This is a genomic window from Gemmatimonadaceae bacterium (assembly GCA_036496605.1).
GTDB lineage: Bacteria > Gemmatimonadota > Gemmatimonadetes > Gemmatimonadales > Gemmatimonadaceae > AG2.
In genome coordinates this window covers 1-25,184 of record DASXKV010000019.1, presented here as the reverse complement: position 1 = coordinate 25,184, position 25,184 = coordinate 1, and the positions used below count along the sequence as shown (strand labels likewise).

The following is a 25,184-nucleotide window of genomic DNA, read 5'->3' as shown; positions in this document are numbered from 1 at the left end:
TACCCTAGTCCCTAGCCCCTAGACCCGAGCCCCTCCTGACATGTCCGACGAAGCCCTCTCCCGCCGCGCGTTCGTTGGAGTTTCCGCCGCCATTGCCGTAACCAGGCTCGAGAAGTCACGCGCTACACAGATCCCACCGCGTGCGCTGCTCGACGCAGGACGTCCGCCGCTGGGACCACTCGACGACCTGACGATTGTCGACCTGCAGAGCGGTTTGCAGTCGGGGAAGTACACAGCACGCTCGCTCGTCGAACAATACATCATGCGCATCGGCGCGCTCGATCAGAAGGGGCCGATGCTGCAGCATGTTCTCGAGTTGAATATCGATGCCCTAACGATTGCCGACCAGCGTGACGCCGAGCGCAAAGCGGGAAAGATCCATGGAGCGCTACACGGCATTCCGATCCTGATCAAGGACAACATCGATACCGGGGATCGCATGCATACGTCGGCAGGCTCGCTCGCGCTGAAAGACTCGATTCCATCGCGCGACTCGTTTGTCGCCGAGCGACTGCGCGCGGCCGGCGCGGTGATTTTAGGAAAGACGAATCTCAGCGAATGGGCGAATATCCGATCGACCCATTCGTCGAGCGGGTGGAGCGGCCGTGGCGGCCAAGGGAAGAATCCGTACGCGCTCGACCGGAACACGTCGGGGTCGAGCTCGGGCTCCGGCGGCTCCGTGGCGGCGAGTTATTGCGCCGCGGCGATTGGCTCCGAGACCGACGGATCGGTGACGTCGCCGAGCGCGGCGTGCGGTCTCGTGGGAATCAAGCCGACCGTGGGTCTGGTTGGACGTTCGGGCATCGTCCCGATCGCGCACTCGCAGGATACTGCGGGCCCGATGACGCGTACCGTTCGAGACGCGGCGATTCTCCTCGGCGCACTCACGGGCGTGGATCCACGAGATGACGCGACGAAAGCGAGCGCGGGAAAATCCTACGCCGACTATACGAAGTTTCTCGACGCAGGCGGCTTGCGCGGCGCGCGAATCGGCATCGTCCGCGAAACGTTCATGGGCTACAGCCCCAAGACGGATAAACTCGTCGAACAGGCGATCGATGTCCTGAAGCACTCGGGCGCGACGATCGTCGATCCCGCGAATCTGCCAAGTATTGCCAAGATTGGCGACGCCGAGCTCGAGGTGCTGCTCTATGAGCTGAAGACGGATCTCAACGCGTACCTCGCGTCGTTAGGCCCGAGTGCTCCCTACAAGACACTGGCCGATCTCATTCAATTCAACGAGCAGAACGCCGCGCGCGAGATGCCGTACTTCGGCCAGGAGCTCTTCGAGCAGGCGCAGAAGAAGGGACCGCTGACCGACTCGAAGTACACGTCGGCACGTGCGAAATGCCTTCGCTACGCGCGGACGGAAGGCATCGACGCGGTGATGGCCAAAAACCGCCTCGATGCGCTCGTCGCGCCGACGCAGGGCCCCGTGTGGCTGATCGATCTTGTGAACGGCGACGCCGGCGGCGGCGGGAGCTTCACCCAACCCGCGGCGGTGGCCGGCTATCCGCACATCACGGTGCCGATGGGGTTGGTGCAGGGTCTGCCGGTCGGATTGTCGTTCTGCGGACGTGCCTGGAGCGAGCCGACGCTGTTAAAACTTGCTTATGCCTACGAGCAGGCGTCGAAGATGCGCCGACCGCCGACGTTTGCGGCGACAGCGACGCTGAACGCGTAGAGGGTAGAGTGGGCCGAGGGCTGAGGGCAGAGCGTAGAGGGTAGCACCCTCAGCCCGCCGCCCTCTGCCCTCTGCCCTAAATGCTCCTCACCCGGAAATCCACATTGTCATTGATCCACTGCCATAGCTCGGTCTGACTCTCAGAGGAGGCACCGGCGTGGTAGTGCGTCTTCCACGTCGCCATTACCTCGTCGTCGACCGTCCACATGCGCACGCGGTGACGCGGGACCTGCTTCTCCCATCGCACCGCAATCGTCGGCCGCGGGTAGAGCACGCGCACCGTGACGTTCTTCGACAGGTACTCGAGCTTACTGACGTCGATCTTTTTGTACTTGCCGAGGCTGTCGTTCTTCGCCGCCGGCGTATCGGGGACGCCGTCGGTCACGAGTACGATATTGAGCGGCGCGAGCACGAGATTCTGCCGCGTGACGAGTGTCGCGACGCGATTGAAGAACGGGTTGAAGTCGGTGAGGCCGTCACGATTCGGATATTCCTTGCGGAGATATCGCGCGATCTCGGCGACGCTCATGTGCTCGAACGTGTCGATCGGCTGGAAGGACTTGGTCTCCTGCGGATGCTCGCCGCCAATGGAACCGACGAACACCGCCGTCGGCTGCTTGAGACCGCCGAGGCCGTGGATGTGAGCGTATATGTAATTCGCGGTGAAATCAATCGAGCTCTCGTAGTTCTTTCCGAATGAGCCGCTGACGTCGATGCCGATGACGAGCGTCGAGCGCGGAATGGTCTTCGCCCCTCCGCCGTCCGGCGCGCCGCCGCAGGATGCGAGAACGCCCAACGCCAGCAGCGTTGTCGCCCGACAAATAGGATTCTTTCTCATGAGGCCCTCGCCATTGGATCACGGGGCGTGCGCATACCCGCGGCGAAACGGCCCGACAGCTCCGGCTTGCCAGACGCTCCGGGCGTCGCGTGGAGCACGTCGTCGAGCGATTTGAATGGCAGCATGAACATCGGACGCGACTGCACCACCACCACCGCGAAGTTGAGCGCGGAGGCGAAGAGCTGCAGCACGGGGAGCGACAGCAGCTCGAACATTCGCCGTGCTTCCTCGTGGAACCACTTCGTCTCGGCCTTGAGCGCCTCGATCGGCGCGCGCCAGAGCTCCGGCGCGTCGTGATGCTTCACGGTCGGCGCGTTGCCACGCTCCGGGTTCTGGCGCGACAGGATCGCGATCAACGCGGGCGTCCCGAAGCGGCCGAAGAGGAACCACGTCATACCGCGTACGCCCATCCAGCCGAACGACGCCAGTAGAATCGTCGCGCCAATGCCTAACTGCACCGTACCGCCGGACTGCTGCGCGATCCATGGTGTGATCGCATCGATGAGCTCGCGGTAGAGGAACATCACTTCGAAGAACATGACCGCGCTCTCGACGATGACCATCGAGACGATGTTGCCGATCTTCTTCTGCTTGATCGCCTCTGTCATCACATGGACGCAGGCGAAGCTGCCGGCGACGAGCATGAAGAGGAAGACCCAGAGCAGCGGCTGCATGACTCGCGGGCTCACTTCGGTGCCCGTCAGGCTGTCGAAGACCTCTTTGAGCGTCGGCGTCAGCGTGAAGGTGAAGATCGTCGCTTCGACGGCCGACCACAGCATGAGAATCAGGAACGCCACCCACGGCATGCCGCCGGCCTCGAAATAGGCTCGCGACGAATTCTGGATCAACGTGATCGGTGACCTAACGAGTCCGATGATCAGGCTCTTGATCATGCGCAGGCCGAAGCGCACCGCGCCGATGATCCAGCCGAGAAAGGCGACGATAACGCGTACCATTCCCGTATAGAAGAACAGGATGCAGCGACCCGCGTCCCACCACGTCATGAGCAGCAAGGTGAGAAAGCGGCCGCGTCCCGAGCGGAAGGGCACCGTGTAGAGCGACGCCGCGCTACTCCACGTACCGGCGCAGATGAGCAGTATCGGGATGATCAGCAGCGCCTCGCCGGCGATGAAACCGGCCGACTGCTGGTGGCCGAAGATCCATCGCAGCATAAGGCCTTGCCATGCTGCCAACCAGCGGAATGGCGCGGTCAGGATCAGGATCGCCGGGCGCCAGTTTGCGGGAAAGAGTTCCGCGAACGATTCGAACATTGAGTCGCCCTCGGGTGGGAGGAGGGGTTTAGAAGGAAGTTGCTCTGAGGGTGACGAGTCACCGCTCACTGAGCAAAAGAGCGTAAAATGACCGATGTGCGTTGCATCACCGGATTAGCGATCTATAAATTGACTCGGCGGTAGTGACCTACCCGGTGCGGCTTGTTTTCGGGCGTGGGTGGTGACCGAGTTGCTGGTTGCTGGTTGTTGGTTGTTGGTCATTCGGTGCTTCGGACTCACCAACGACCAACCACCCACTGCCCTCTGCCCTCTACGCGCAGCCCTCAGCCCTCTACCCACGCACTTGCCCCGAGCACCACATTACAGAGGGCCCACCCCACTCCCTTCGAATTGCCGAGAAGCATGATCAGCCCCTTCGCGCGGTCCGCCGCGCTTGCCATCGTCGTCCTGTATGGCGCGTCAGCATGCAGTAAACCCGCGAAACCATTTGCTCCGCCGCCGGCCCAGGTCGGCATAGTCACCGTTACGCCCACGAGCATTCCCGAGGCATACGAGTTCGTCGGCCAGGTCTCGCCGTACCGGCGCGTCGAGGTTCGCTCGCGCGTCGAAGGCATCGTCACCGAGCGGCCGTTCACCGAAGGGAGCTTCGTCCAGAAGGGACAAATTCTTTACAAGCTGGATGTCGTGAAGTACGACGCGGCCTATCGCAGTGCCGTCGCGCGTCTCGACAACGCGAAGCGCACGCTCGCGCGACTCGAGCCGCTCGTGCCGAGGCACGCCGTCGCGCAGCAGGACGTCGACAACGCGCGCTCCGAGCTCGAGTCGTCGCAGGCCGCGGTGGACGCCGCAAAGAAGGACCTGGACGACACCGTCATTCGCGCGGAGATATCCGGTCAGGTCGGACGCGCGCGTCTCGAGCTCGGTGCACGCGTCACCGGGTCCGCGGATCTGCTGACGACCATTGATGAGCTGGACCCGATCTACGTCACCTTCCACCCGTCGTCGCAGCAGCTGCTGGCCTGGCAGGGCGATCCCCAATCACGGGCGCTGCTCGCGACAGGCGCGATGAACGTGAGCAACGGCACCGGGAGCACAAACGGAATCGGTGTGCGCGTCGTATTACCAGACGGCTCGCTCCTTCCGCGCGTTGGACACATCAATTTCATGTCGCCCTCCCTCGACTCGGCGAGCGGCACGCAGGAATTCCGCGCCGAGTTCACGAATGGTGATCGTCGATTGCTGCCGGGGCAGTTCGTGCGGGTGCGGCTCGAGGGCTTCGCGCGCTCGAGTGCGCTCGCCGTTCCGCAGCGCGCCGTCCAGCAAGGTCTGGGGCGTCAGTTCGTGTACGTCGTCGGCGCGGGCGACACCGTCGTCGCGCGTGACGTCAATCCGGGTCAGTGGAGCGGCGGCGGCCTCTGGCTCATCGATTCCGGTCTCGTGTCCGGCGATCGCGTCGTCGTCGACGGCATTCAGAAGATCGCACCAGGGCGAGTCGTTAGGCCGATGCCGATCGATTCGTCGGCAGCGAAGGGCAAGGTGAAGTCGTGAGCAATACGGTCTACTCGCCGAACGGCCACGGTGAGAAAGAAGAGATCAGGTACTTCTTCATTCGTCGCCCTGTGCTCGCGGCGGTGATCTCCATTGTCATCACGCTGCTCGGTCTGTTCGCGATTCGACTGTTGCCCATCGCGCGCTACCCGCAGATCTCGCCACCCGCGGTGCGTATCCAGGCGAACTATCCGGGCGCGTCGTCCGAAGACGCCGCCCAGGCAGTCGCCGCGCCGATCGAGGAGCAGCTCGCCGGTCTGCAGGGGATGCTGTACTACTCGTCGTCGAACGCGAGCGACGGTTCGACCAACATCACCGTCACCTTCGACGTCTCGCGCAACCAGGATCTCGCCGCGGTCGACGTGCAGAATGCCGTGAAGCTCGCTGAGCCGCAGCTGCCGGACGCGGTGCGCACGAATGGCATAACGATTCTCAAGGCGAATACGGATATTCTCGCCGTGGTTGCGTTACACTCGACGGATCCGCGTTACGACGCGACGTACCTCGCGAATTACCTGAAGCTCAACGTGCTCGACGAGCTGAAGCGCGTACCGGGCGTCGGCGACGCGACGCCGTTCCCGGCGCGCGATTTCGCGATGATTCTCCAGCTCGATCCGGAGAAGATGGCGCAGCTCGGCATCACGGTGACCGATGTTGCTGCCGCCGTCCGCGAGCAGAACGCGACCAATCCCGCTGGCCGCTTGGGGGCAGAGCCGTCTCCCCCCGGCACGCAGCTGACACTACCAATCACTACCCTCGGTCGCCTAACGACTCCCAAAGAGTTCGACGACATAGTAGTCCGTGCACGCCCGGACGGTTCGATCGTCAGGCTTTCCGACATCGGCAAAGCGACGCTCGGCGCGCGGAGCTACGATCTGCAGGGGCGGCTCAACGGCGTACCGACCGCCTTCGCCCTTCTCTACACGCGTCCCGGCGCGAATGCGCTCGCGGTGAAGGACGCCGTCCAGAAGCGATTGAATGAGCTGCAGACGAGCTTCCCGCAGGGGATCACCGCGGCGCTGCCCTTCGACACGACGCCCTTCGTCAGCGCGTCGATCAAGGAAGTGGCGATCACGCTCGTCGAGGCGATGATCCTCGTGACGCTCGTCGTCTTCCTGTTCCTGCAGAGCTGGCGCGCGACGCTGATCCCGATGCTCGCCGTTCCTGTGAGCGTCATCGGCACGTTCCTCGGTCTGCTTGCGTTCGGCATGTCAATCAACGTGCTGACGCTGTTTGGTCTCGTGCTCGCGATCGGCATCGTCGTCGACGACGCGATTGTCGTGATCGAGAACGTCGAGCGCATCATGGCGACGGAGAAGCTGTCGCCGCGACTCGCCGCGGACAAAGCGATTCGCCAGGTCGGGGCCGCGCTCATCGCGATCGTACTCGTGCTCTGCTCGGTGTTCGTGCCGGTCGCGTTCATCGGCGGGGTGACGGGCGCCTTCTTCAAACAGTTCGCGATGACGATCGTGATCGCCGTCGTGTTGTCGGGGCTCGTCGCGCTGACGTTGACGCCGGCGCTGTGTGCGCTGCTGCTCACGGAGACCAACGAGACGCACACGACGGGATTCTTTGGTTGGTTCAATCGCGTCTTTGCGCGCGGCACCAATCGCTACGTGGGCGCGGTGGACTCCGTGCTGGGCCGTCCGTCGGCATGGCTCGGCGCCTTTGCGATCCTGATCGCTCTTGCCGGCGTCCTATGGACGCGGATTCCGACTGCTTTCATTCCAACGGAAGACAAGGGCTACATGGCGATGTCGATCCAGCTGCCGGACGCGGCGTCGCTACAGCGCACGGTGGCGGTCGTCTCGAACGTGGAGAAGATCATTCGCAGCGAGCCGGCGGTGCAGAACATCGTCGCGCTCGTCGGCCTCGATCTGCTCACTCAGTCGAATACCACCAACGCGGCTACGGTGTTCATGAACCTGAAGCCGTGGGACAAGCGCACGAAGCACGACGCGCTCGACTCGATCGCGGCGCGCATCAACGGGAAGCTATTTGCGATGCGCGATGCGAACGCCTTCGGCTTCAATCTCCCGGAGGTGCCAGGCCTTGGTGTGACCGCCGGCGTCGAGCTGAACCTGCAGAATCGAAATGGTCAGGACATTCGGGAGTTCGCCGGTCACGTCAACGAGTTTCGTCAGGCGGTGAATCTGCTGCCTGCGTCCGGCGGCCTGAACTCGACCTTTCGTGCGAATGTGCCGCAGGTGTACGTGACCGTCGATCGCACGGCGGCCAAGGCGCGCGGCGTGAATCTCACGGACTTATTTGCTACCCTTCAAGCCTTTTTGTCGTCGCTGTACATCAACGACTTCAACCTGTTCGGCAAGACCTATCGCGTGCAGGCGAATGCCGCCGAACAGTACCGCCAATCGCCTAACGACATCGGCCGCCTCTACGTGCGCGGCACCAACAACCAGATGGTGCCGATCTCGGCGCTCACGTCGACGAGCTTCCGGAGCGCGCCGACCGTGATCACTCGCTTCAATGGTTTCACGTCCACTCAATTCACCGGGCCGCCGAAGCAAGGTCACTCGAGCGGTGAGCTCTTGTCGGAAGTCGACGACGTGATCAGAAATCAGTTCGGGTCCGCGGGCCTGGGCGTCTCGTTTTCTGGTCAGTCGTATCAGGAGCGCGTGTCGAGTGGTGCCGCGGGTATCGTGTTTGTCCTCGGGCTGATCATGGTGTTCCTCGTGCTCGCCGCGCAGTTCGAGAGCTGGTCGGTGCCATTCGCCGTCCTGCTCGGCGTGCCCTTCGGCGTCCTCGGCGCGCTGCTCGGGATCTGGCTGCGAGGGCAGCCTAACGACATCTACTTCCAGGTCGGATTGATCACCGTCGTGGGACTCGCGGCGAAGAACGCGATCCTCATCGTCGAGTTCGCGACGCACCTTAGGGATCAGGGACTAGACATTCGTCAGGCGGCTATCGAAGCGGCGCGCGAGAGGTTGCGTCCGATCTTGATGACGTCCTTCGCATTCATTCTCGGCGTGCTACCGTTGATGATCGCGTCCGGTGCAGGCGCGGCGAGCCGGCACTCGATCGGCACCGGCGTGTTTGCCGGGATGCTCTTCGCGACGTCGATCGGGATTTTCTTCATCCCGCTCTTCTTCCGGATCATTCGTGGATTGGCGGAGCGACGCGGGCCGCGTCAGGCGAAGCCCATCGCCGCGCCGCTCACGTCGCCGCTGTCCGAACGCGAACCGGCGCACGTTGTCGCAACGGAGCGCGCATGAAACGCCCTCTTGTTGTCATGCTGAGGAACGAAGCGACGAAGGATCTACTGTCGCTTGCTAGTGGCTGGCCATTGACTACGGACGGTAGATCCTTCGCTTCGCTCAGGATGACACGCGGCGTCGTCGCCCTCCTCGCGATGACGCTGACCGCATGCTCGATGGGGCCGCGATACCATCCCGAAACCGTGATCGCGCCATCGGAACGCGTTGGCGCGGCGCGGTTGAGTGATTCCGCACAGCACTTCTTCGACTCGCTCGCGGTCGAGCGTGCGCGCGACATCACGCCCGAAGAGACCGAGATCGCGCCGCGTCCTGCCTTGAGCATGAATACGGTGACCTCGGCCGCGTGGATCGACATCATTCACGACTCGACTCTCGTCTCGCTCATCGACGTCGCGTTGCGTCAGAATCGCGACCTGCAGGGTGCCGTCGCTCGGATCAACGAGTATCGTGCCGACGTCGGCATCTCGCGCGCTTCGCAGCTGCCGTCGCTGAGCCTCAACGGGAGTGAGAGCACGAATCAGATCGCGTTAGGCGCGTTTCCGCCGGTGGGGTATCGCGCGGCGCGCTTCACCGCCGACCTCGCCTGGGAGCTCGATTTTTGGGGCCGGATCCGTCGCGGCGTCCAGGCCGCACGCGCCGACCTCGGCGCGCAGGAGGCCGGCGAGCGCGCGACCGCGCTCTCGCTCGTGAGTGATGTCGCCTCGAGCTATCTGCAGCTTCTCGAGCTCGATCAGGAAAAGACCATAGCCGAGCGTACACTCAGCACGCGCCAGACCACGCTCGACATTGCCCGGCAACGTTTTTCGCAGGGTCTGACGTCGGAGCTCGACGTTAGGCAGTTCGAGGCGCAGGTCGCGGCGCCGGCCGTCACGCTCGCGCAGGCGGAGCGCTCGCGCGCGCAGACGGAGCACAACCTCAACGTCCTACTCGGCGAAGGACCCGCCGCGATTCCACGCGGCACCACGCTCAGCGCCGCCGTCTCGACGCTCGTCGTGCCGGATTCGATTCCGGCGGCGCTGCTCACGCGTCGTCCGGATATCGTGCAGGCCGAGCGATCGTATGCGGCGGCGGTGGCGCGCATCGGCGTCGCGGACGCAGCGCGCTGGCCCACGTTCAGCATCGCCGGCACAACGGGCAGTCAAGCAGGGCTCCCGAACAATCTCTTCGGGGGCCAGACACGTGTGTATCAGGCACTCGTCGGCATCTCGTTCCCGCTCTTCGACGGCGCGCGACTCGCGAACGTGTCCTCCGCGGCGCGTGCGCGAGCGGCTCAGGCGCGAGCATCGTACGAGTCCGTGGCACTCAACGCGGTGCGCGAAGCGAACGACGCGCTCGTCGGAGTACGGACAGCGCGCGACGAAGCGGTGGCGCAGGCGACGCAAGCGAACGCGTTGCGAAAGGCGCTCGAGCTCGCGACCGTGCGCTACGAGGCAGGATTGTCGAGCTACCTCGATCTGCTCGACGCGCAACGCAGTCTTTTCGGCGCCGAGCTCGCGGCGAGTCAGGCGCAGCTCGGTGAGCTCACGGCAGCGGTGCAGCTGTACAAGGCGCTCGGCGGCAGTTGGGTCGGCACGGCGCCGGCAACGCGGCGCTGAGTCGCATGCCACGACTGGAGGACGCGCATCACTCGAGGCGCAGCGCCTCCAGCGGATCGATGCGCGACGCGCGCCACGCGGGCAGCCAGCTCGCGACCGCGGCAACCAGCACGATCACCGCCACGACCGAGAGCAGCGTCGCTGGATCGTCAGGCGCGACGCCGAACAGCAACCCACGGAGAAATCGCCCGACCACTGCGAACGCCGCGAGCCCCGCCACGATGCCGATGGCCGCGAGGGTGACGCCGTCGCGTAGCACGAGCCCGAGCACGGCCGACGGCTCGGCGCCTAACGCCATGCGGAGGCCGAGCTCGCGCGTGCGCAGGCTCACGACATAGGCGATCACGCCATACAGCCCGAGCGCGCCGAGCACGAGCGTGATCGCCGCCGCGGCACCGAGCGCCAATAACGCGAACCGCGTCTGCGACGAGACTCGTTCGAGGACGGCAGTCATCGGCTGCACGTCGAAGATCGGAACGCTCGCGTTCAGGGCGAACACCTGCCGCCGTACGGCCGATGCAAGCGTCAGCGGGTCACCGCTCGCCCGCACCACAATGCTCATCACGCGCGGCGTGAAGGGCGCGAGGCTGTCGGCCGTCGCCGGGTCGAGTGGGCGGAGAGGAGAGTAGACCTCGGCGATGGGCGGTCCGGCGAGCGACGTGTCGCGAACGCTCTCGACGACGCCGACGACGGTGGACCAGGGCACCGTCTCGGACGTAGAGACCTTGAGGCGTTCGCCTAGCGCGCGGCGTCCGGTCGAGTCGTGCCAATACTGTTCAGCAAACGCTCTACTTACGACGACTTCTTGCGGCGCGGCTGTCGGCAACCGATCCGGAAACAACCGGCCTGCGAGCAAGCGAATGTGCATCGCCTGAAAGTATCCGGCGCTGGCGACCGGAAAGGGGAATACATGCGGCAGTGTTCCCGGCGCGACGGGAAAGTGTTCCAGATAGACCGGGACGAGAGGCGACGCTGCTCGCAGCGGAAGCTTCGACACCGCGCCCACCGCCTCGACGCCAGGGAGTGCACGCAGCCGATCCATCACGTCGAGGTAGAACTGCGAGGCCATCGCCAGCCTCGGGAACTGTCCAGCCGGCAGCGATACAGCGAAAGCCAATGTCTGCGAAGGATCGAAGCCTGGCTTGACCTTGCTCAGCTGGGACACCGTGCGCGTCAACAACCCGCAGCCGGCCAGAAGCAGCAACGCCAGAGCGACCTGGATGACGATGAGCGTTCGTTGTGCCCGATGTCGCTCGCGGCCGACCGTGCCCGTGCGTCCTCCCTCGCGGAGCAGCGCGGTGAATCGCATCGACCGATACCGCAGTGCCGGGAAGACGCTGCAGGTGAGCGCCACGAGTATCGTGATGCCTAACGTGAACGCGAAGCTGGTGCCGTCCACTCCAATCTCGTCCCAGCGCGGAATGGTCGTCGGGCCAGCACGCAGGAGCAGCTGGGTCGTGAGCTCCGCGATTCCAAGGCCAACGATCGCACCACCCGTCGCCAGGACCGCTGCCTCGGTCACGAACAGCGCCAGAAGGCGGCGTCGGCTCGCGCCTAACGCGGCACGCACCGCGACCTCTCGCGCTCGTCCTTGCGAGCGAACCAGCAGGAGATTCACGACGTTCGCACAGGTGACGACGAGCACGAGACAGACCGTCGCCGCCACGACCCAGAGGATGCTGGCGAAATTGCCGACGACGCTGTCGCGGAGTGAGTGCACCGCAGCCCGTGCGCTCGCCTGCGCCAACAGCTTGTCCGTCGGCAAGCCCGGATAGATGTTCGGGTAGGATTCCGGCAGCCGCGTCAGCTGCGTGTTGAGCTCCCGCTCGGCGCTCGCGATCGTCGCGTTGGGTGCGAGACGCGCGACCCCGACGATGCCGAAGCCCTGGGCGTCACGCGCAGCCGGGTCGAGCTGCATCGGCACCCAGAGCTCGACCAGTGGATCCGGATAGTGGAAGCTCGAGGGCATCACCCCGACGATCCGATAGATGTTCCCGTCGATGCGGATGTCGCGCGAAAGAATCGAAGGGTCGGCGCCGAAGCGGCGGTGCCAGAGACCGTCGCCGATCAGTACGACGCGAGCGCCGTTAGGCAGATCCTCGTTCGCCGTAAATCCGCGGCCGCGCTCCGGCAGCACGCGAAGCGTCGTCAGCAGATTGGCGGTGACGCGGGCGGCGCTGATGCGCTCCGGTTCGCTGGTGGCGCTTGCGTCGGCGAGATTCACCGTCGTCGGAGACGATGCCGCGATCGACTGCAGCGAATGGACAGTGCGCGAATAGTGGAAGTACGTCCCGCGCGATTGCGCTGCGGTGGGGATGCCGATTGCAAGCAGCGTGTGATACGGCTCGACGAGCCGGTCAGAGTCCGGATACGGCAACGGTCGCAGCAACACGGCGTTCACGATGCCGAAAATGGAGGTCGTCACACCGATCCCGAGCGCGAGCGTCAGCACGACGGTCGTCGTGAACAACGGCGATCGCCGCAGAGAGCGAAGGACGTATCTCACTTCTTGATTCTCTATCATGGAACTCCTCGAGCTCGGCCTGCCCTGGAGAGAATAACACACCGCCCACTCCTGGGGTTCGCCCTCTTGACCGGGATGCGTCCGGTGTGCTATTCTCGGCCCATGTCGATCCGCGCCAAGTATTACGGCTATTACTACTATGCGACCCTTTCCGGGGCCGACAGTGGAGGCGTGCGCACGACCAGGTAGTCGATTAGCACACACGAATCTCCAAGCGGCCCGGACCTCCGGGCCGCTTTTTTGTACTAGGCCGTATTCCTCTAGTCCCTAGTCCCTTGATCATCATCACCCGCGCGAACATCTCCGACGCCGAGCTCGACGCCATTCGCGAGCGCATCGAGCAACGTGGCATGCGCACCCATCTCTCGCGCGGCGTCGAGCGCACCATCATCGGCTGCATTGGCGACGAATCGCTGCTCGCCGAGGTCCCGCTGCGTTCGATGCCCGGCGTCGAGGACGTCGTGCCGGTGCTCAAGCCCTACAAGCTCGCGTCGCGCGAGTTCGCGGCGGCGCCGACCATCGTGCGCGTTGGCGACGATCCCTCGCACCCGAGCCGCGTCGCTGCGTTCGGCGGGCGAGCGATCGCCGTCATAGCAGGCCCTTGCTCGGTAGAAGGACCTGAAATGTTGCGCGAGAGCGCCGAAGCGGTGCGCGACGCAGGCGGCGTGATGCTCCGCGGCGGGGCGTTCAAACCGCGCACCTCCCCCTACGCATTCCAGGGTCTCGGCAATACGGCGCTCAAAATGCTCGCCGAGGTGCGACGCAGCACGGGCATGCCGGTCGTCACCGAGGTGATGGACCCGCGTCAGATCGACAGCGTCGCCGAGCACGCGGACATGCTCCAGGTCGGCGCGCGCAACATGCAGAACTTTTCGTTGCTGTCGGAGCTCGGTCGCGTCAAGCGGCCCATATTACTTAAACGTGGTCTTTCGGCGACCATTAAGGAGTTACTCATGGCCGCCGAGTATATCATGGCGCAGGGAAATCGCGACGTGGTGCTGTGCGAGCGCGGGATCCGGACCTTCGAGCAGGCGACGCGGAATACCCTCGACGTCGCCGCCGTTCCGGTGCTCAAGCGCGAGACGCACCTGCCGGTGATCGTTGACCCGAGTCACGCCGGCGGCGTCGCCGATCTCGTCGCGCCACTTTCGTTCGCTTCCATCGCGGCTGGCGCCGACGGACTCATTATCGAGGTTCATCCGGATCCCGCCAATGCGTTGTCTGACGGCGATCAATCGCTGTCGTTCGAGGGATTCCGATCGCTCATGGCGCGCCTGGCCGCGTTCGCCGAGGCCGCCGGCCGCTCGTTAGGTGGATCGCGCGACGACGCGACGGGAGCCGCAGCATGACCTCACCCGATACGGCGCTCGACGCGCTCGGCAAATGTCGTCAGCAGATCGAGGCGCTCGACCGCGAGCTGGTCGGGCTGCTGGCGAAGCGCGTCGCACTGAGCAAGGAGATCGGTGCGATGAAGAAGGTCGCGGGGCTGCCGACGCTCGATCCGGCTCGCGAAGCGGAGGTCATCCGCCGCGCGGCCGGGATTGCGAGAGACGCTGGGCTCAGTGACGAGAAAGTCCGAGACATTTTTTGGCATGTGATCGGACTCTCGCGCGCGGTGCAGGTCGATGAGTGATCGACGATTGTTTGGACCGGCTCCAATGACGAAGACGTGAACGGCACACCTATCGAGTACGGACGCCGTGCCAGGTCCCTGAGACATCCCGAGGGCCTGTGGTCCGGCGAGCCTGACCTACCAGCCTGAGCCATCCTCGTTGCCCCGCTCGGCGCTTGTGTCGCATATTCTCTCGTCATGCCCGAGCAACTCCCCACGTCTTCTCCGCGATTTTCCGAGCAGGAGATGGCGCTCATCCTCAAGCGCGCCGCCGAGCTGCAGGAAGGCGCGGACGGTCGAGGCATTCAGCGCTCGCTCGCCGAGATAAATGACATCGCCGCCGAGGTCGGGATCGATGCGGAGTTCGTCGCCGAAGCGGTGGCCGAACTGCAGCGTCCTCGCCCGCGTACCGGTTGGCTCGGCGCCCCGACGCGCTTTCGCGAGGAGCAGAGCGTCCCTCGCAAACTGACGCCCGACGAGATCGGTGAGCTTCTCGATCAGGCGCGCGCCGAGCTTGGTCTACACGGCGAGGTCCACCAGGTCTTCGACGGCGTCGAATGGCGCGCGCGCTCCAGTCTCGGCGCGTCGATCCTCACGATGGGTCCGCGGGGCGACGGAACTCGCATCGCCCTAACGACGGAGCGGCTCGATCAGGCCGTCCTCATCGGCTTCGGCAGCGTCGGCATCGGCCTTCTCGCCGCACTCGGCGGTGTTGCGATCGCGATCAACGTCACCAACAGCGCATTGCTCGCAAGTGGTATCGTCGCCGCTTCGGCGATTGCGGGAACCGTGGTCAGCGCGCGCGTCCTCTGGCACGGCGTGGCCGACCGCTGGCGGAAGCGCACCCGATCGATCGTTAGTGGCCTTGTCGAACGCGCCGGACAATTGAGTAAAAAAGAAATGAAAGAAGATCCTTCGCTTCGCTCAGTATGACACGAGAGTGTGTCATCCTGAGCGCAGCGAAGGATCTGGTGTGCACAGCATCGTAGCCTAACATCAACCCGGGAAGTTCGATGTCAATTACGCGTCTGTCGGCGATTCTCGTGGCTGCGGCGTCGATGACTGCCGGCGCACAGCAGACCAACGCTCAGATCCCGCGCCGCACGCAGAAGCCGCCCCTCCACGCGGAGCATTGGCTCGCGATCACCGGCAAGCCGCTGTCGGCAACCGCCGGCGCGATCATCTTCGCGAAGGGTGGCAACGCCGTCGACGCCACCGCGGCCATGCTCGCCGCGGGATGCACGATGTGGGATACGCTGTCGTGCGGCGGCGAGACGCAGGCCCTCATCTATAACCCGAAGACGAAGAAGGTCATCGGCATCGACGCGTTAGGCGTCGCACCAAGCGGAGCGACTGCCGAATTCTATCATTCGAAAGGTTATAAATATCCGCCGGAGTACGGGCCGCTCGCCGCGGTCACGCCGGGAACGCCCGGCGGCCTGATGGTCATGCTCGCCGAGTACGGTACGATGTCGCTCGCGGAAGTTCTCGCGCCGGCGATCCAGATGGCCGATGGCTATCCGATCGAGGCGCAGCTCGCCAACACCATCGAGCACGACAAGGACTGGATCAAGAAGTGGAAGTACTCGCCATCGATCATGTTGACGCACCAGGGCCAGGCGAAAGAGGCACCAGAGCCTGGCGAAGTATTCGTGCAGAAGGATCTCGCGTCGACGTGGCGCAAGCTCGTCGACGCGGAGCGCACGGCGCGCAAGCAGGGGAAGACGCGCAAGCAGGCGATCTATGCCGCGTACGATCGGTTCTACAAAGGCGACATCGCGCGCGAGATCGTCCGCGGGGTGCAGGAGGACGGTGGGCTCTTCACGCTTCAGGATTTAGCGAATTGGAAAGTCCGGATCGAGGAGCCCGTGAGCACGACATACAAGGGAATCACCGTCTACAAGCTCCCCTTCTGGCAGCAGGGTCCAGCAATGCTCCAGGCGTTGAACATTCTCGAGAACGCCGACCTCAAGCCGATGGGCTTCAACTCGCCGAAGTATATCCACACGCTCTACCAGGCGATGAGCCTCGCCTTCGCCGATCGCGACTTCTACTACGGCGACCCGTACTTCCCGCCGGAGGAGCCAACGAAGGGACTGCTGTCGAAGGATTACGCGAAGGCTCGCTATGCAACGATCGACTGGACGAAGAACGACCCGAACATCAAGCCGGGAGACCCGTATCCATATCAGAACGGTACCAACCCCTTTGCCAACTTGCTGGCCGAATGGAAGTCGACCAATGGCGACACGGTACGCCGCAGCGGCCAACAGGACGTTCCACCTGCCGATTCAGCATTCATTCAATCTTTCTACAGCGGTACGACCTCGATCGAGGCGGCTGACTCGGCCGGTTGGGTCGTCTCGGTGACGCCGAGCGGCGGCTGGGTGCCGGCGGTGATCGCGGGGCGCACGGGGATCGGGTTGAGCCAGCGCGCGCAGAGCTTCGTCACCGACGCGAAGGATGGCCCGTTCAATGTCATCGAGCCAGGCAAGCGGCCACGCGTGACGTTGACGCCGACGATCGCCATGAAAGATGGCGCGCCATTCCTCTGCTTCTCGGTGCAGGGCGGCGATTCACAAGATCAGAACTTGCTACAGTTCTTCCTCAACGTCGTCGAATGGGGAATGACGCCGCAGCAGGCGGTCGAGGCGCCGAACATCAACAGCTACCAGATGCGATCGTCTTTTGGACAACATGAGTCGCGCCCGGGCCGAATCCTCATTAGTTCGTCGACTCCCATGGAGACACGAACTGCCTTGCAAGCCATGGGGTACACGCTGCAGATCGGTGAGCGCACGTCAGGCCCCATCAACGCCATCCTGCTCGACATGAAGCACCACACGATGTGGGGTGGCTCGAGCAACAACGGCGAGGATTACGGGATCGCGTGGTAACGAGCTCGCGTGGTCACGAGGAGATCGAGTCGACGATGAATGGCGGAAGGGTCATGGTCGCGACGCAGCCCGTGTTGACACCGTTAGGCGACGCCGCGGCCAGGAACGCCCGCTCCATCGCGACGACGCAGGGTCCCGTCGGAACGTGCGCGCCAGGCGCGATGACGTGAATGCTGTTCGTGAGGTACCGCGCCGCGTCGGCCCCATAGCTCGGCGGCGCCACGGGGTCCCACGCACCGGAGAGGAGGAAGACCGGGACGCTCGATCGAATCGGGGCGCCGTAGTCCGAGGGCACCGGCGCGTGCGGCCATTGCGCGCAGGCGCCGATCTGCTCGCGCACGCGGGAATCCCCGAGATATGTGTCCCTCGTTGCTGAATGAATCTCCGCTTCCCGAATCCGCGGTACATCTTCGCTACACGTGATCGACAGCAGGAAGCCAAAGCGCAACAGCGACCGCAATCCTCTATTGGAGGTTATTGCCGCGAGCGCGAACGCGGTCATGTCCCCTCTGGCCGCCTGATGCAGGAGTTTGGGGACGGCGACGAGCGTCGGCACGCGGTACGTCATGACCCGTAGCGCTTCGGCGAACTGTTGCCAGCGGAGCTGAGTGGTGTCGGTGCCGGCAGCTGCGTTGGGGATGCCGACCTTCGCGGGAGCGTGGCGCAGGCGCGCGAGGATCGAGTCGAGGTCGGCCCTTCCGTCGGGATACGCGCGATGGCAGGCATCCCTCCGTGCGCACGCCGCCAGGATCGAATCGAGTGCGTCCTGCGCCGCGCGTGCGTGTGGCAGCGGATTTCTGAGTGACGGCGGCGCGACGCCTTCGACAATGCATCCCGGCACTGCGCGATCGCGTCGTGCGGGAACAGCGTTTCGAGGTAGCCGGCAGGATGGTCGTTCGATCCGGGGAGTGTGCAGTCGAGACGATTGGGACCACTCGTCCCGCGCAGATCGACGAGCACGACGTCGCGATCGTCGCGCCACCACGCATTCCAGCCGATGACGAGTCCTTGCTCACTATTTGTCGTCCCTGGGCCGCCGGGCGAGACGAGGAACATCGGGTCCGCATGTGGATGACCATTGCGCGCCGGCAGTACGATGACGAGAAGCGGAATGCGCCGGCCATGCACGAGATTTCTGTTCTCGTACACCCAATACGTCCCGCAGCGTCCGTCGCCGTTTACAGCCTGGAGATGACAAGGCGCAAGAGCGAAGCTCGGCCCACCAGTGGCAGATCGCGCTTTTTGTCCCGCTGACCATGACGGGAGTCCCACGGTCGCGACTGCGAGGCATATGGTGGTCGCGCACCAGCGCGAAGTGGCGGACATCGCTACAGGTGTGGTCCGGGCGCATGACGCGCCGCGTCGGAGGAATCCCTTCTGATGAAGACGTCGCTCGCGGTAACCGCTGCCGCATGGATCCTGATCACAACGTCGTTCCGTCCGGCAACAGGTCGTCGATGTCGTCGATCAAATAAATCTCCCGGGGTAGAAGCCTCATCCGACGGATGCGTGCTGTAAGGTACCACTGACGAAACACTCTTGACAGGCAACCAAAGAGTTGCATATTAACGCGCTCAATGGACAAGGTGTTCAAAGCGCTCGCCGATCCCAACCGGCGGCTGTTGCTCGACAAGTTGCGCGCGAACAACGGGCAGACACTGGGTGAGCTCGGCGATCATCTGGACATGTCGCGGCAGGCTGTCACGAAGCACCTCGCGGTGCTCGAGGCGGCGAATCTCGTCGTCACCGTGTGGCAGGGACGCGAGAAGCTGCACTATCTCAATCCCGCGCCGATTCACGAGATCATGCGTCGGTGGATCGGGGAATACGAGAAGTCGCGCCTAACGGCACTCGCCGATCTCAAGCGCGCATTGGAGGAAGCCGAACATGACTAAGCCAAGCTTCGTCTACGTCACCTACATCGCGACGACACCGGAGCGACTCTGGGCCGCGTTGACGACCGCCGAGTTTACGGAACGCTATATGTTCGGTCGCAAGGTCGAGTCGACCTGGGCCGTGGGTGCCCCGGTGCGTTACATCGGCCGCGACGGTGCTCTCTCGGACAGCGGTGAAGTGCTCGAGTCCGATCCGCCGCGGCGACTCGTCTTCACCTGGCGCGTCGAGTTCGACGACGCGCTCCGGCGCGAGGGCTACTCCAAGGTCACGTTCGAGCTAGAGCCGTTAGGCGGCGAGGTGAAACTGACGGTCATCCACGACGAGCTCCGCGACGGTTCGGGTGTGTTGAAAGGCATCTCGATGGGTTGGCCAAAGGCGATTGCGAGTCTCAAGTCGCTCCTCGAGACGGGCCGGCCGCTCGCCGTCTCGGCGCCCGAGACCGCGGCCGCCGGCGAGGCGCAGGCAATTGAGGTAGCGCGCGCCTCAGCGATCGGGTAATTGCGCACGACATTAACGGCTACTGAAGTTCACCTGCATCCTCAACAACTCACACACCGGCTTCCCCGCTTCACGCGCCGGCGCGAAGCGAACTCGCGGCAGCACCGACGTGACACTCGTCAACGCGCGCGGATCGGTGCCCGACGGTAGCGTGATCGACTTCTGATCGACCTGACCAGTCGAATCGACGACGAACTGCATCCACTGCGTCCCCGTCGGCGCGCGGCCGACGATCCCGAGAATCGGCATCGCTTCCGAGCCGCCGAGCGTCACGCTGCTCACGATCGGTGCAGCGCCCCTCCCCCTCTTTGGGCCCGTCGGCGCCTCCATTCGTAGCGAGACCGGGTGCGCGTGCTCCATCTCGTCCGGGTCGCGCATGTATCGCGGCATGAGCATCTGTTCACTGAATTTGACCAGATACTCATGCTGTCTGTCCTCGTCGGGCTTCGCGAGCTCGTTCGGGCCGAAGACGGGGCTCCAGCCCCGCGTCTCGACGCGCACCCGATACGTGCCAGCGCGCGGTGCGCTGAGCGCGAAGGTGCCGCCCACGCTGGTGCGCCCACGAGCGACGACATTCTGCGCGCTGTCCTCGAGCGCCACCGACGCGCAGGCGAGCAGCGACTTGCTGTCCGCGTCCACCGCGCGGCCTTCGAATATCGGGGCGTGCGCGTCCGGCGGATACGCGGCGACGACCGCGTAGTCGAGATCCGGTACCGGGGCGCCGAGCATCTGCTGTGGCTCGTCGGCGAGGCTGTAGTGAATCACCGTGCGACCGGGCCGTTTCGCGATCAGCATGTCCGGCGGCACGAACTGCACTGCGCCCATGCCGATGCGCCAGCGGACCCACCGCGTCATCCCAAGCACGACCCCGGCGCTGTCGACGAGCAGAAGGCGAATGCGCTCGACGCTCGCGCGCTCGCCCGGCGCGATGACCAGCGACTCGGGGTACGCGCGCATCCCCGCGACCTTGCCGGCAATCATCGGGTAATCCGTCCGCGACAGCTCGTTGTAGTGCGGCCCCTCCTCGGCCTTCCGCAGCGAGTCCGCGTGCTGCATCGCCGCGAGCCGAACGCGAGCCGCCTCGTCGCCGCTTTCCGCGAGCGCGTTCAACGCCGCCTTCCCGTAGGACGAGTCGGGGCGCCAGCTGAAGCCGAACGAATAGTTCGAGGCGCGATCGACCATTTTCGGCTCGATTCGCGCCAGCATCGCCCGGCTTCCAGCGTCGATGCGCGTGTTCGTTCGCTTGGCGCCGCACTCGATGTTCACATTCTCGCAATTGGTGAGGATGATCGCGAACACGATCACCGGCACGGTCGAGTGATTCTCGACGTACACCAGATGCGTGGGGGGATTGGCGTCGTTCACCTCGGTCGTCTGGACGACATTGTCGTTCGACGGGGCGATATAGGTGTGCTGCGACGGCGGCGTACAGGCGAGGACGGACAGCCCTGCGAGGCCGAGTATCGGGAGGCGGCTTTTCATGAGAAGGCTTTAATGAACGGCGGGGTCGCTGCCTCACGGCATCGCGGGCAGCGTCGAGGGCAAGAATGCGCTTGGTACATGGTTTGCGCCAGCGGGACATTCTGGTCGTCGTCGTGGAACTGGACCGGTGCCGGTCCACGTCGCAGATTGGCGTCGGCCGCAAAACGAGAAGCAACTTTACCGTGTCGATAAGCCGCTCAAAGGCCGTCGCCGTCGCGCTAGCCGTCGCGGTCGTCGGATGTCGTGACACCACCGCGCCCGACAAGCCGCTCGTCGTTACGCTGACGCTCGACGCGCCGCCGACGCCCATCATCAGCGACACCCCGAACGGCCCCCAGATCGAGTGCATCTTCGACGTGACCGCAACGGCGACCGGGAACGGCACCGCCACCTGGCTGGATTCACGAACCTTATGGTACATCGGCCCTGATCGCAGCACAGCGGTCGATAGCACGGGCAATCCTCAATCGGAGGTGCAGGGCGCGTTTGGCGGTGCGACGATCGCGGGAGGCGAGACCCAGCACACCCGATGGCATCTGTACGCCGGTGCGCCGTTCGAAGCATCGCTCGGCTTCGGCTATCAGGTCACCGGCGGCCAAACGTCACTCGCCAGCACGCGCATCACCTGTGGACCGACACCGCAAGGCGCGGTCGTGCCAACGATCACGCAGCTGAGCGTGCCGAACATGACGGGCGAAGTTCGCGTCGGTGACACATTGAGTGTTTCCTATCAGGAAACCGGTAGCAGCGGTGTCTGGGTCACCGTCGTCGACGTCACTGGCGCGTTCAAGAGCGAGCAGGTGATCGGCGAGCACCTCGCGACGTCGGTCAATCGCGTCGCCAGGTTCGTCGTGCCTAACGGCGCGACACCAGGCATCCCGATCACCATCTCGGTTCGCGCATTCGACGCCGCGCTGATCGGCTCGTCGAGGTCGCTCGAGACGCAGCTCGAGTACGTCGATCGCACGCCACCGGTCGTCTCGGCCTTCAGCATCACCGGCCGCAACGCTCTGAGCGGACAATACGCTGTCGGCGATACGATCTCGTTGACGGTGAGCGCCTACGACGACGCCGCACTCGGCTCGGTCGTCTATCAGATCGGCGCGCCGGTCAACGTGCGCGACTCGCTCCCCGCGACACCGGGGGTGCGCGCGCAGAGCTGGACGATCAACCTCGCGGTGGGCCCAACATGGGTCGGAACACCGACGCTCACCGCTTACGCGCGCGACGCCGGCGGAAACGTGAGTCAGACGGTCACGTCACAATCGGACAGCATTGTCTTCTACCCGATTGTGAATCGTCCGGCGACGACGCCACTCTCGCTATCGTCGCAGTACGGGATCAACGACATCGTCTACGACCCGAAGCACGACCTGATGTACGTGGAGCTGTTCACGGACAATCATATAGTAGTGTTCTCGCCGACGACGATGACGATGCAGGCGCCGATCACCCTGCCCGGCGCCGGCGCGGGAATGGACGTCGCGCTCAGCGGCGACTCGCTCTACGTCACGCTCCCGGCGCAGAACGAGATCGGCGTCGTCGACCTCACGAACGCGAATGCGCCGTTAGGCAGGATCAAGCTGTCCGTTCTCGATACGACGGCGCTCTACCCCGGAGTGCCTGTCGCGCCCACCGGGCTGCGTATTGCATCGAACAACAAGATGTTCGTCATGCTGAATAACATGACGGCGCACAACGACCAGACAGTGGAGGTCGATCTCACGACTGGCGCGCAGCGCATCCGCAGCGACGCCCGCGCGCTCAGTACGAATGGTCCGTATTGGACGATGTTCAGCGGCCGCACGTCCGATCGCTCGCACCTTTTCTTCCTCGAGTGGACATGTGCCAGTCGCTACGACGCGTCGTCGGACACGTTCACGACGTGTGCCAACGGTATCGCAAGTGATCAGTACGGCGTCAGCGTCGATGCAACTGGGACCCATATCGCGCGCGGCGAGTACCTTCTCGATGCCGGCATGCACATCGCCTGGACGCCCGACGCGATCGTTCATCTTCTCCCGACGACCGCGATCTCTCCCGACGGGTCCACACTTTACCTCGGCGCAGGCCAGACGCTGAGCACGGCGCGCGTCGCGGATCACGTGATGCTGGCGCGCAGCTCGATTCCCATCAGCGCGAATCGCGTGTTCGTGTCGCCATCCGGCCAATGGGCACTGGCGTTCGAGAGTCTCGCGTGGACGAAGGTTACCCGGATCGACTTGCAGTAGCGCTGGACGCCTTGTGGTGCAGCGCTTGCGGACACCTACACCTCTGCTCGAGGTCCACGTCCCAAGCATCAGCGAGGTGGCACGTGCGTGCTGCAATCCTCCGAGTCGCCGCGTCGGCACTCTGCGCCATCACGTTAGGCGCCTGTCGTGACCACACGCCCACTCGTCCGTTGCACCCCGACACCAGCGTTGTGCAGGCGCGCTCGACGATCGAGCGCGATCCCGGCGCGTGGCTGGATCGATATCTCCACCACCGGAAGGCTCCGCGCACCGGGGATCCGGCAGTACTCGCGGGCGCCGGCGACATCGCTCGATGCTATCCGGGCGAGGACGTCACTCAATTCCAGAGGCCTGGTCCCGACAATCCCGCAGCGCAAACCGCGCGTCTCCTGGACGCGATGCCCGGCGCAACGGTCATGGCCGTCGGCGACAACGCCTACGAATTCGGCTCTCCGGCAGACTACGCCGGTTGCTACCAACCGACGTGGGGCCATCTTCGCGATCGCACGCGTCCGGCGACGGGGAATCACGAATACCTGACGCCGGGCGCGCTCGGCTATTTCCAGTACTTCGGTCGGCGCAGCCACCCGCCGCTCGGATATTACAGCTACGATCTCGGAAGTTGGCACGTGGTGGTCATCAACAGCACGACGCAGGAATATCTCTGTTGGCCACCGGAGCTCACCGAGTTTCCGCCAGGGTTTCCTCAACTACCAATGCCCGCGCAGCCCGGGCCGGCAGCTGGTCGCGCATGTGCCGGTGACGTCGCGCAACAGACCTGGCTAGCGAGCGACCTCGCGGCACATCGCAACGCCACGTGCACGATCGCGTATTTCCATCACCCGCGCTTCAGCTCCGGCATGCACGGCGATCAGTATCAGATGCAGAAGATGTGGGACATCATGTACGCCGCTGGAGTCGACGTCGTCGTTTCCGGACACGATCACATGTATGAGCGCTTCGCGCCGCAGGACCCCGATGGAAACGCGGATCCGGCAAAAGGGATTCGCCAGTTCACTGTCGGTACGGGCGGCGCCGAGTTTTACGATGTGAGCGTTCGGCAACCGAACAGCGAAGTGTTGATCAACACCGTGCATGGCGTACTCGCGCTAGCGCTCGATGCCGGGCAGTACGCGTGGTCGTTCGTCGCTGTCGATCACACCATCCGCGACTCGGGCGGTGGGACGTGCCATTGAGAGAGCACCGACCATTACGCGAGGTCAAGCCATCGGAGGCCGCTGAAACCACTGACACGGCGCTGAAACCGCTGACGGGCTCCGTGTCCAGAGACGCTCCGCGCCCAATGATGTTTTCAATTTGTGAATGCGTCGGGAGGTTTCTGCACTAAGTGTCATCCTGAGGAGCGAAGCGACGAAGGATCTACTCGGCCTGCAATAGATCCTTCGCTGCGCTCAGGATGACAGGTGCTGCTACTTGGTGCACGGAGCGGCTTTCCCCGCAGGACCCGAGCGCCGAGAGGCGCGATCGCTGCCGTGTGAGACGCTCCCCGTGACCTTCGGTCAACTGATGCGGAGCCTGCTCTGAGCGATTGGAGACGCAAGTCGCTACGGGCATCGGCGGGACTGTGTGGGCGCCGTGGGAGAAGAGAGAGCGTGTAGCCGCTGACCGGCGAGCCATCGCCGGCCGGTAACGCGCATCGCGGGCCCCGATCCGCGCTGCCGGCAGTTGGCTGCACCCCTGCGACGACCGGACGCTCAGCGATCACAACCAGACAACCAGAGCGGGTGTACCGCGCCGCCATCCCCGTGTTGCCTAACGGGTACGGTGTCGCGCCACACGCTCGGAGGCGTGCTCGCCGCACCCGCGGAACGAGCGCGACCCTCGGTGTCATCCACGTCCACGGCAGCACATCGAGCAGCCTAACGACTGATCAGCTGGGGAGTGTGTATG

At 64.3% G+C, this 25,184-nt stretch carries 17 protein-coding genes; 12 read left to right on the top strand and 5 right to left on the bottom strand.

Features of this window, described 5'->3' with window-relative positions:
• Positions 1–40: 40 nt before the first annotated feature.
• The gene (locus tag VGH98_07165; GenBank protein ID HEY2375742.1) at positions 41–1,684 is read left to right on the top strand and encodes an amidase; all 1,644 of its coding nucleotides are present in this window, start codon (positions 41–43) and stop codon (positions 1,682–1,684) included.
• A 76-nt stretch (positions 1,685–1,760) separates the two neighbouring features.
• Here the strand turns inward: VGH98_07165 and VGH98_07160 are convergent, their stop codons facing one another.
• Both VGH98_07160 and VGH98_07155 read right to left on the bottom strand, forming a co-directional pair.
• Positions 1,761–2,522: a hypothetical protein gene (locus VGH98_07160; GenBank protein ID HEY2375741.1), complete on the bottom strand. Its 762-nt coding sequence runs from the start codon at positions 2,520–2,522 to the stop codon at positions 1,761–1,763.
• Positions 2,519–3,793 (bottom strand): hypothetical protein, encoded by a 1,275-nt coding sequence (locus VGH98_07155; GenBank protein ID HEY2375740.1) that lies wholly within the window; start codon positions 3,791–3,793, stop codon positions 2,519–2,521. Before VGH98_07155 ends, VGH98_07160 begins: the two co-directional genes overlap by 4 nt.
• Positions 3,794–4,156: 363 nt before the next feature.
• On the opposite strand from VGH98_07155, the gene VGH98_07150 reads away from it, so the two are divergent.
• The 3 genes from VGH98_07150 (at position 4,157) to VGH98_07140 (ending at position 10,133) form a co-directional block, all read left to right on the top strand.
• Positions 4,157–5,302: an efflux RND transporter periplasmic adaptor subunit gene (locus VGH98_07150; GenBank protein ID HEY2375739.1), complete on the top strand. Its 1,146-nt coding sequence runs from the start codon at positions 4,157–4,159 to the stop codon at positions 5,300–5,302.
• Positions 5,299–8,535 (top strand): multidrug efflux RND transporter permease subunit, encoded by a 3,237-nt coding sequence (locus tag VGH98_07145; protein HEY2375738.1) that lies wholly within the window; start codon positions 5,299–5,301, stop codon positions 8,533–8,535. The genes VGH98_07150 and VGH98_07145 overlap by 4 nt, the downstream gene beginning before the upstream one ends.
• 107 nt (positions 8,536–8,642) lie before the next feature.
• Positions 8,643–10,133 carry an efflux transporter outer membrane subunit gene (locus VGH98_07140; protein ID HEY2375737.1) on the top strand — a complete coding sequence of 497 codons (1,491 nt, stop codon included), beginning with the start codon at positions 8,643–8,645 and terminating at the stop codon, positions 10,131–10,133.
• A 28-nt stretch (positions 10,134–10,161) separates the two neighbouring features.
• Here VGH98_07140 and VGH98_07135 read toward each other — a convergent pair whose 3' ends face one another.
• A complete protein-coding gene (locus VGH98_07135; protein ID HEY2375736.1) occupies positions 10,162–12,657 on the bottom strand; it encodes an ABC transporter permease in 2,496 nt (831 codons plus the stop codon).
• A gap of 275 nt (positions 12,658–12,932) precedes the next feature.
• On the opposite strand from VGH98_07135, the gene aroF reads away from it, so the two are divergent.
• The 4 genes from aroF to VGH98_07115 all read left to right on the top strand — a co-directional run bounded on the left by aroF (position 12,933) and on the right by VGH98_07115 (position 17,166).
• Positions 12,933–14,006, top strand: a complete 1,074-nt coding sequence (gene aroF / locus VGH98_07130; protein HEY2375735.1) for a 3-deoxy-7-phosphoheptulonate synthase — start codon at positions 12,933–12,935, stop codon at positions 14,004–14,006.
• Positions 14,003–14,290 (top strand): chorismate mutase, encoded by a 288-nt coding sequence (locus VGH98_07125; GenBank protein HEY2375734.1) that lies wholly within the window; start codon positions 14,003–14,005, stop codon positions 14,288–14,290. Before aroF ends, VGH98_07125 begins: the two co-directional genes overlap by 4 nt.
• A gap of 177 nt (positions 14,291–14,467) precedes the next feature.
• Complete coding sequence (locus tag VGH98_07120) at positions 14,468–15,202, top strand: hypothetical protein (protein ID HEY2375733.1); 735 nt, start codon at positions 14,468–14,470, stop codon at positions 15,200–15,202.
• A gap of 80 nt (positions 15,203–15,282) precedes the next feature.
• Positions 15,283–17,166 (top strand): gamma-glutamyltransferase, encoded by a 1,884-nt coding sequence (locus VGH98_07115; GenBank protein ID HEY2375732.1) that lies wholly within the window; start codon positions 15,283–15,285, stop codon positions 17,164–17,166.
• A gap of 13 nt (positions 17,167–17,179) precedes the next feature.
• Here the strand turns inward: VGH98_07115 and VGH98_07110 are convergent, their stop codons facing one another.
• Positions 17,180–18,007, bottom strand: a complete 828-nt coding sequence (locus tag VGH98_07110; protein HEY2375731.1) for an alpha/beta hydrolase — start codon at positions 18,005–18,007, stop codon at positions 17,180–17,182.
• 736 nt (positions 18,008–18,743) lie between these two features.
• Here VGH98_07110 and VGH98_07105 point away from each other — a divergent pair.
• Together VGH98_07105 and VGH98_07100 are read left to right on the top strand one after the other, a co-directional pair.
• Entirely contained in the window at positions 18,744–19,061 is a 318-nt protein-coding gene (locus VGH98_07105; protein ID HEY2375730.1) for a metalloregulator ArsR/SmtB family transcription factor, read from the top strand.
• Positions 19,054–19,560: an SRPBCC family protein gene (locus VGH98_07100; protein HEY2375729.1), complete on the top strand. Its 507-nt coding sequence runs from the start codon at positions 19,054–19,056 to the stop codon at positions 19,558–19,560. The genes VGH98_07105 and VGH98_07100 overlap by 8 nt, the downstream gene beginning before the upstream one ends.
• 12 nt (positions 19,561–19,572) lie before the next feature.
• Here the strand turns inward: VGH98_07100 and VGH98_07095 are convergent, their stop codons facing one another.
• On the bottom strand, positions 19,573–21,042 hold the full coding sequence (locus VGH98_07095) for a carboxypeptidase-like regulatory domain-containing protein (GenBank protein ID HEY2375728.1): 1,470 nt from the start codon (positions 21,040–21,042) through the stop codon (positions 19,573–19,575).
• Between the two features lie 65 nt (positions 21,043–21,107).
• Between VGH98_07095 and VGH98_07090 the strand changes: the two genes are divergently transcribed.
• Complete coding sequence (locus VGH98_07090) at positions 21,108–23,273, top strand: hypothetical protein (protein HEY2375727.1); 2,166 nt, start codon at positions 21,108–21,110, stop codon at positions 23,271–23,273.
• Between the two features lie 83 nt (positions 23,274–23,356).
• On the top strand, positions 23,357–24,469 hold the full coding sequence (locus tag VGH98_07085) for a metallophosphoesterase (GenBank protein HEY2375726.1): 1,113 nt from the start codon (positions 23,357–23,359) through the stop codon (positions 24,467–24,469).
• Positions 24,470–25,184 lie beyond the last annotated feature (715 nt).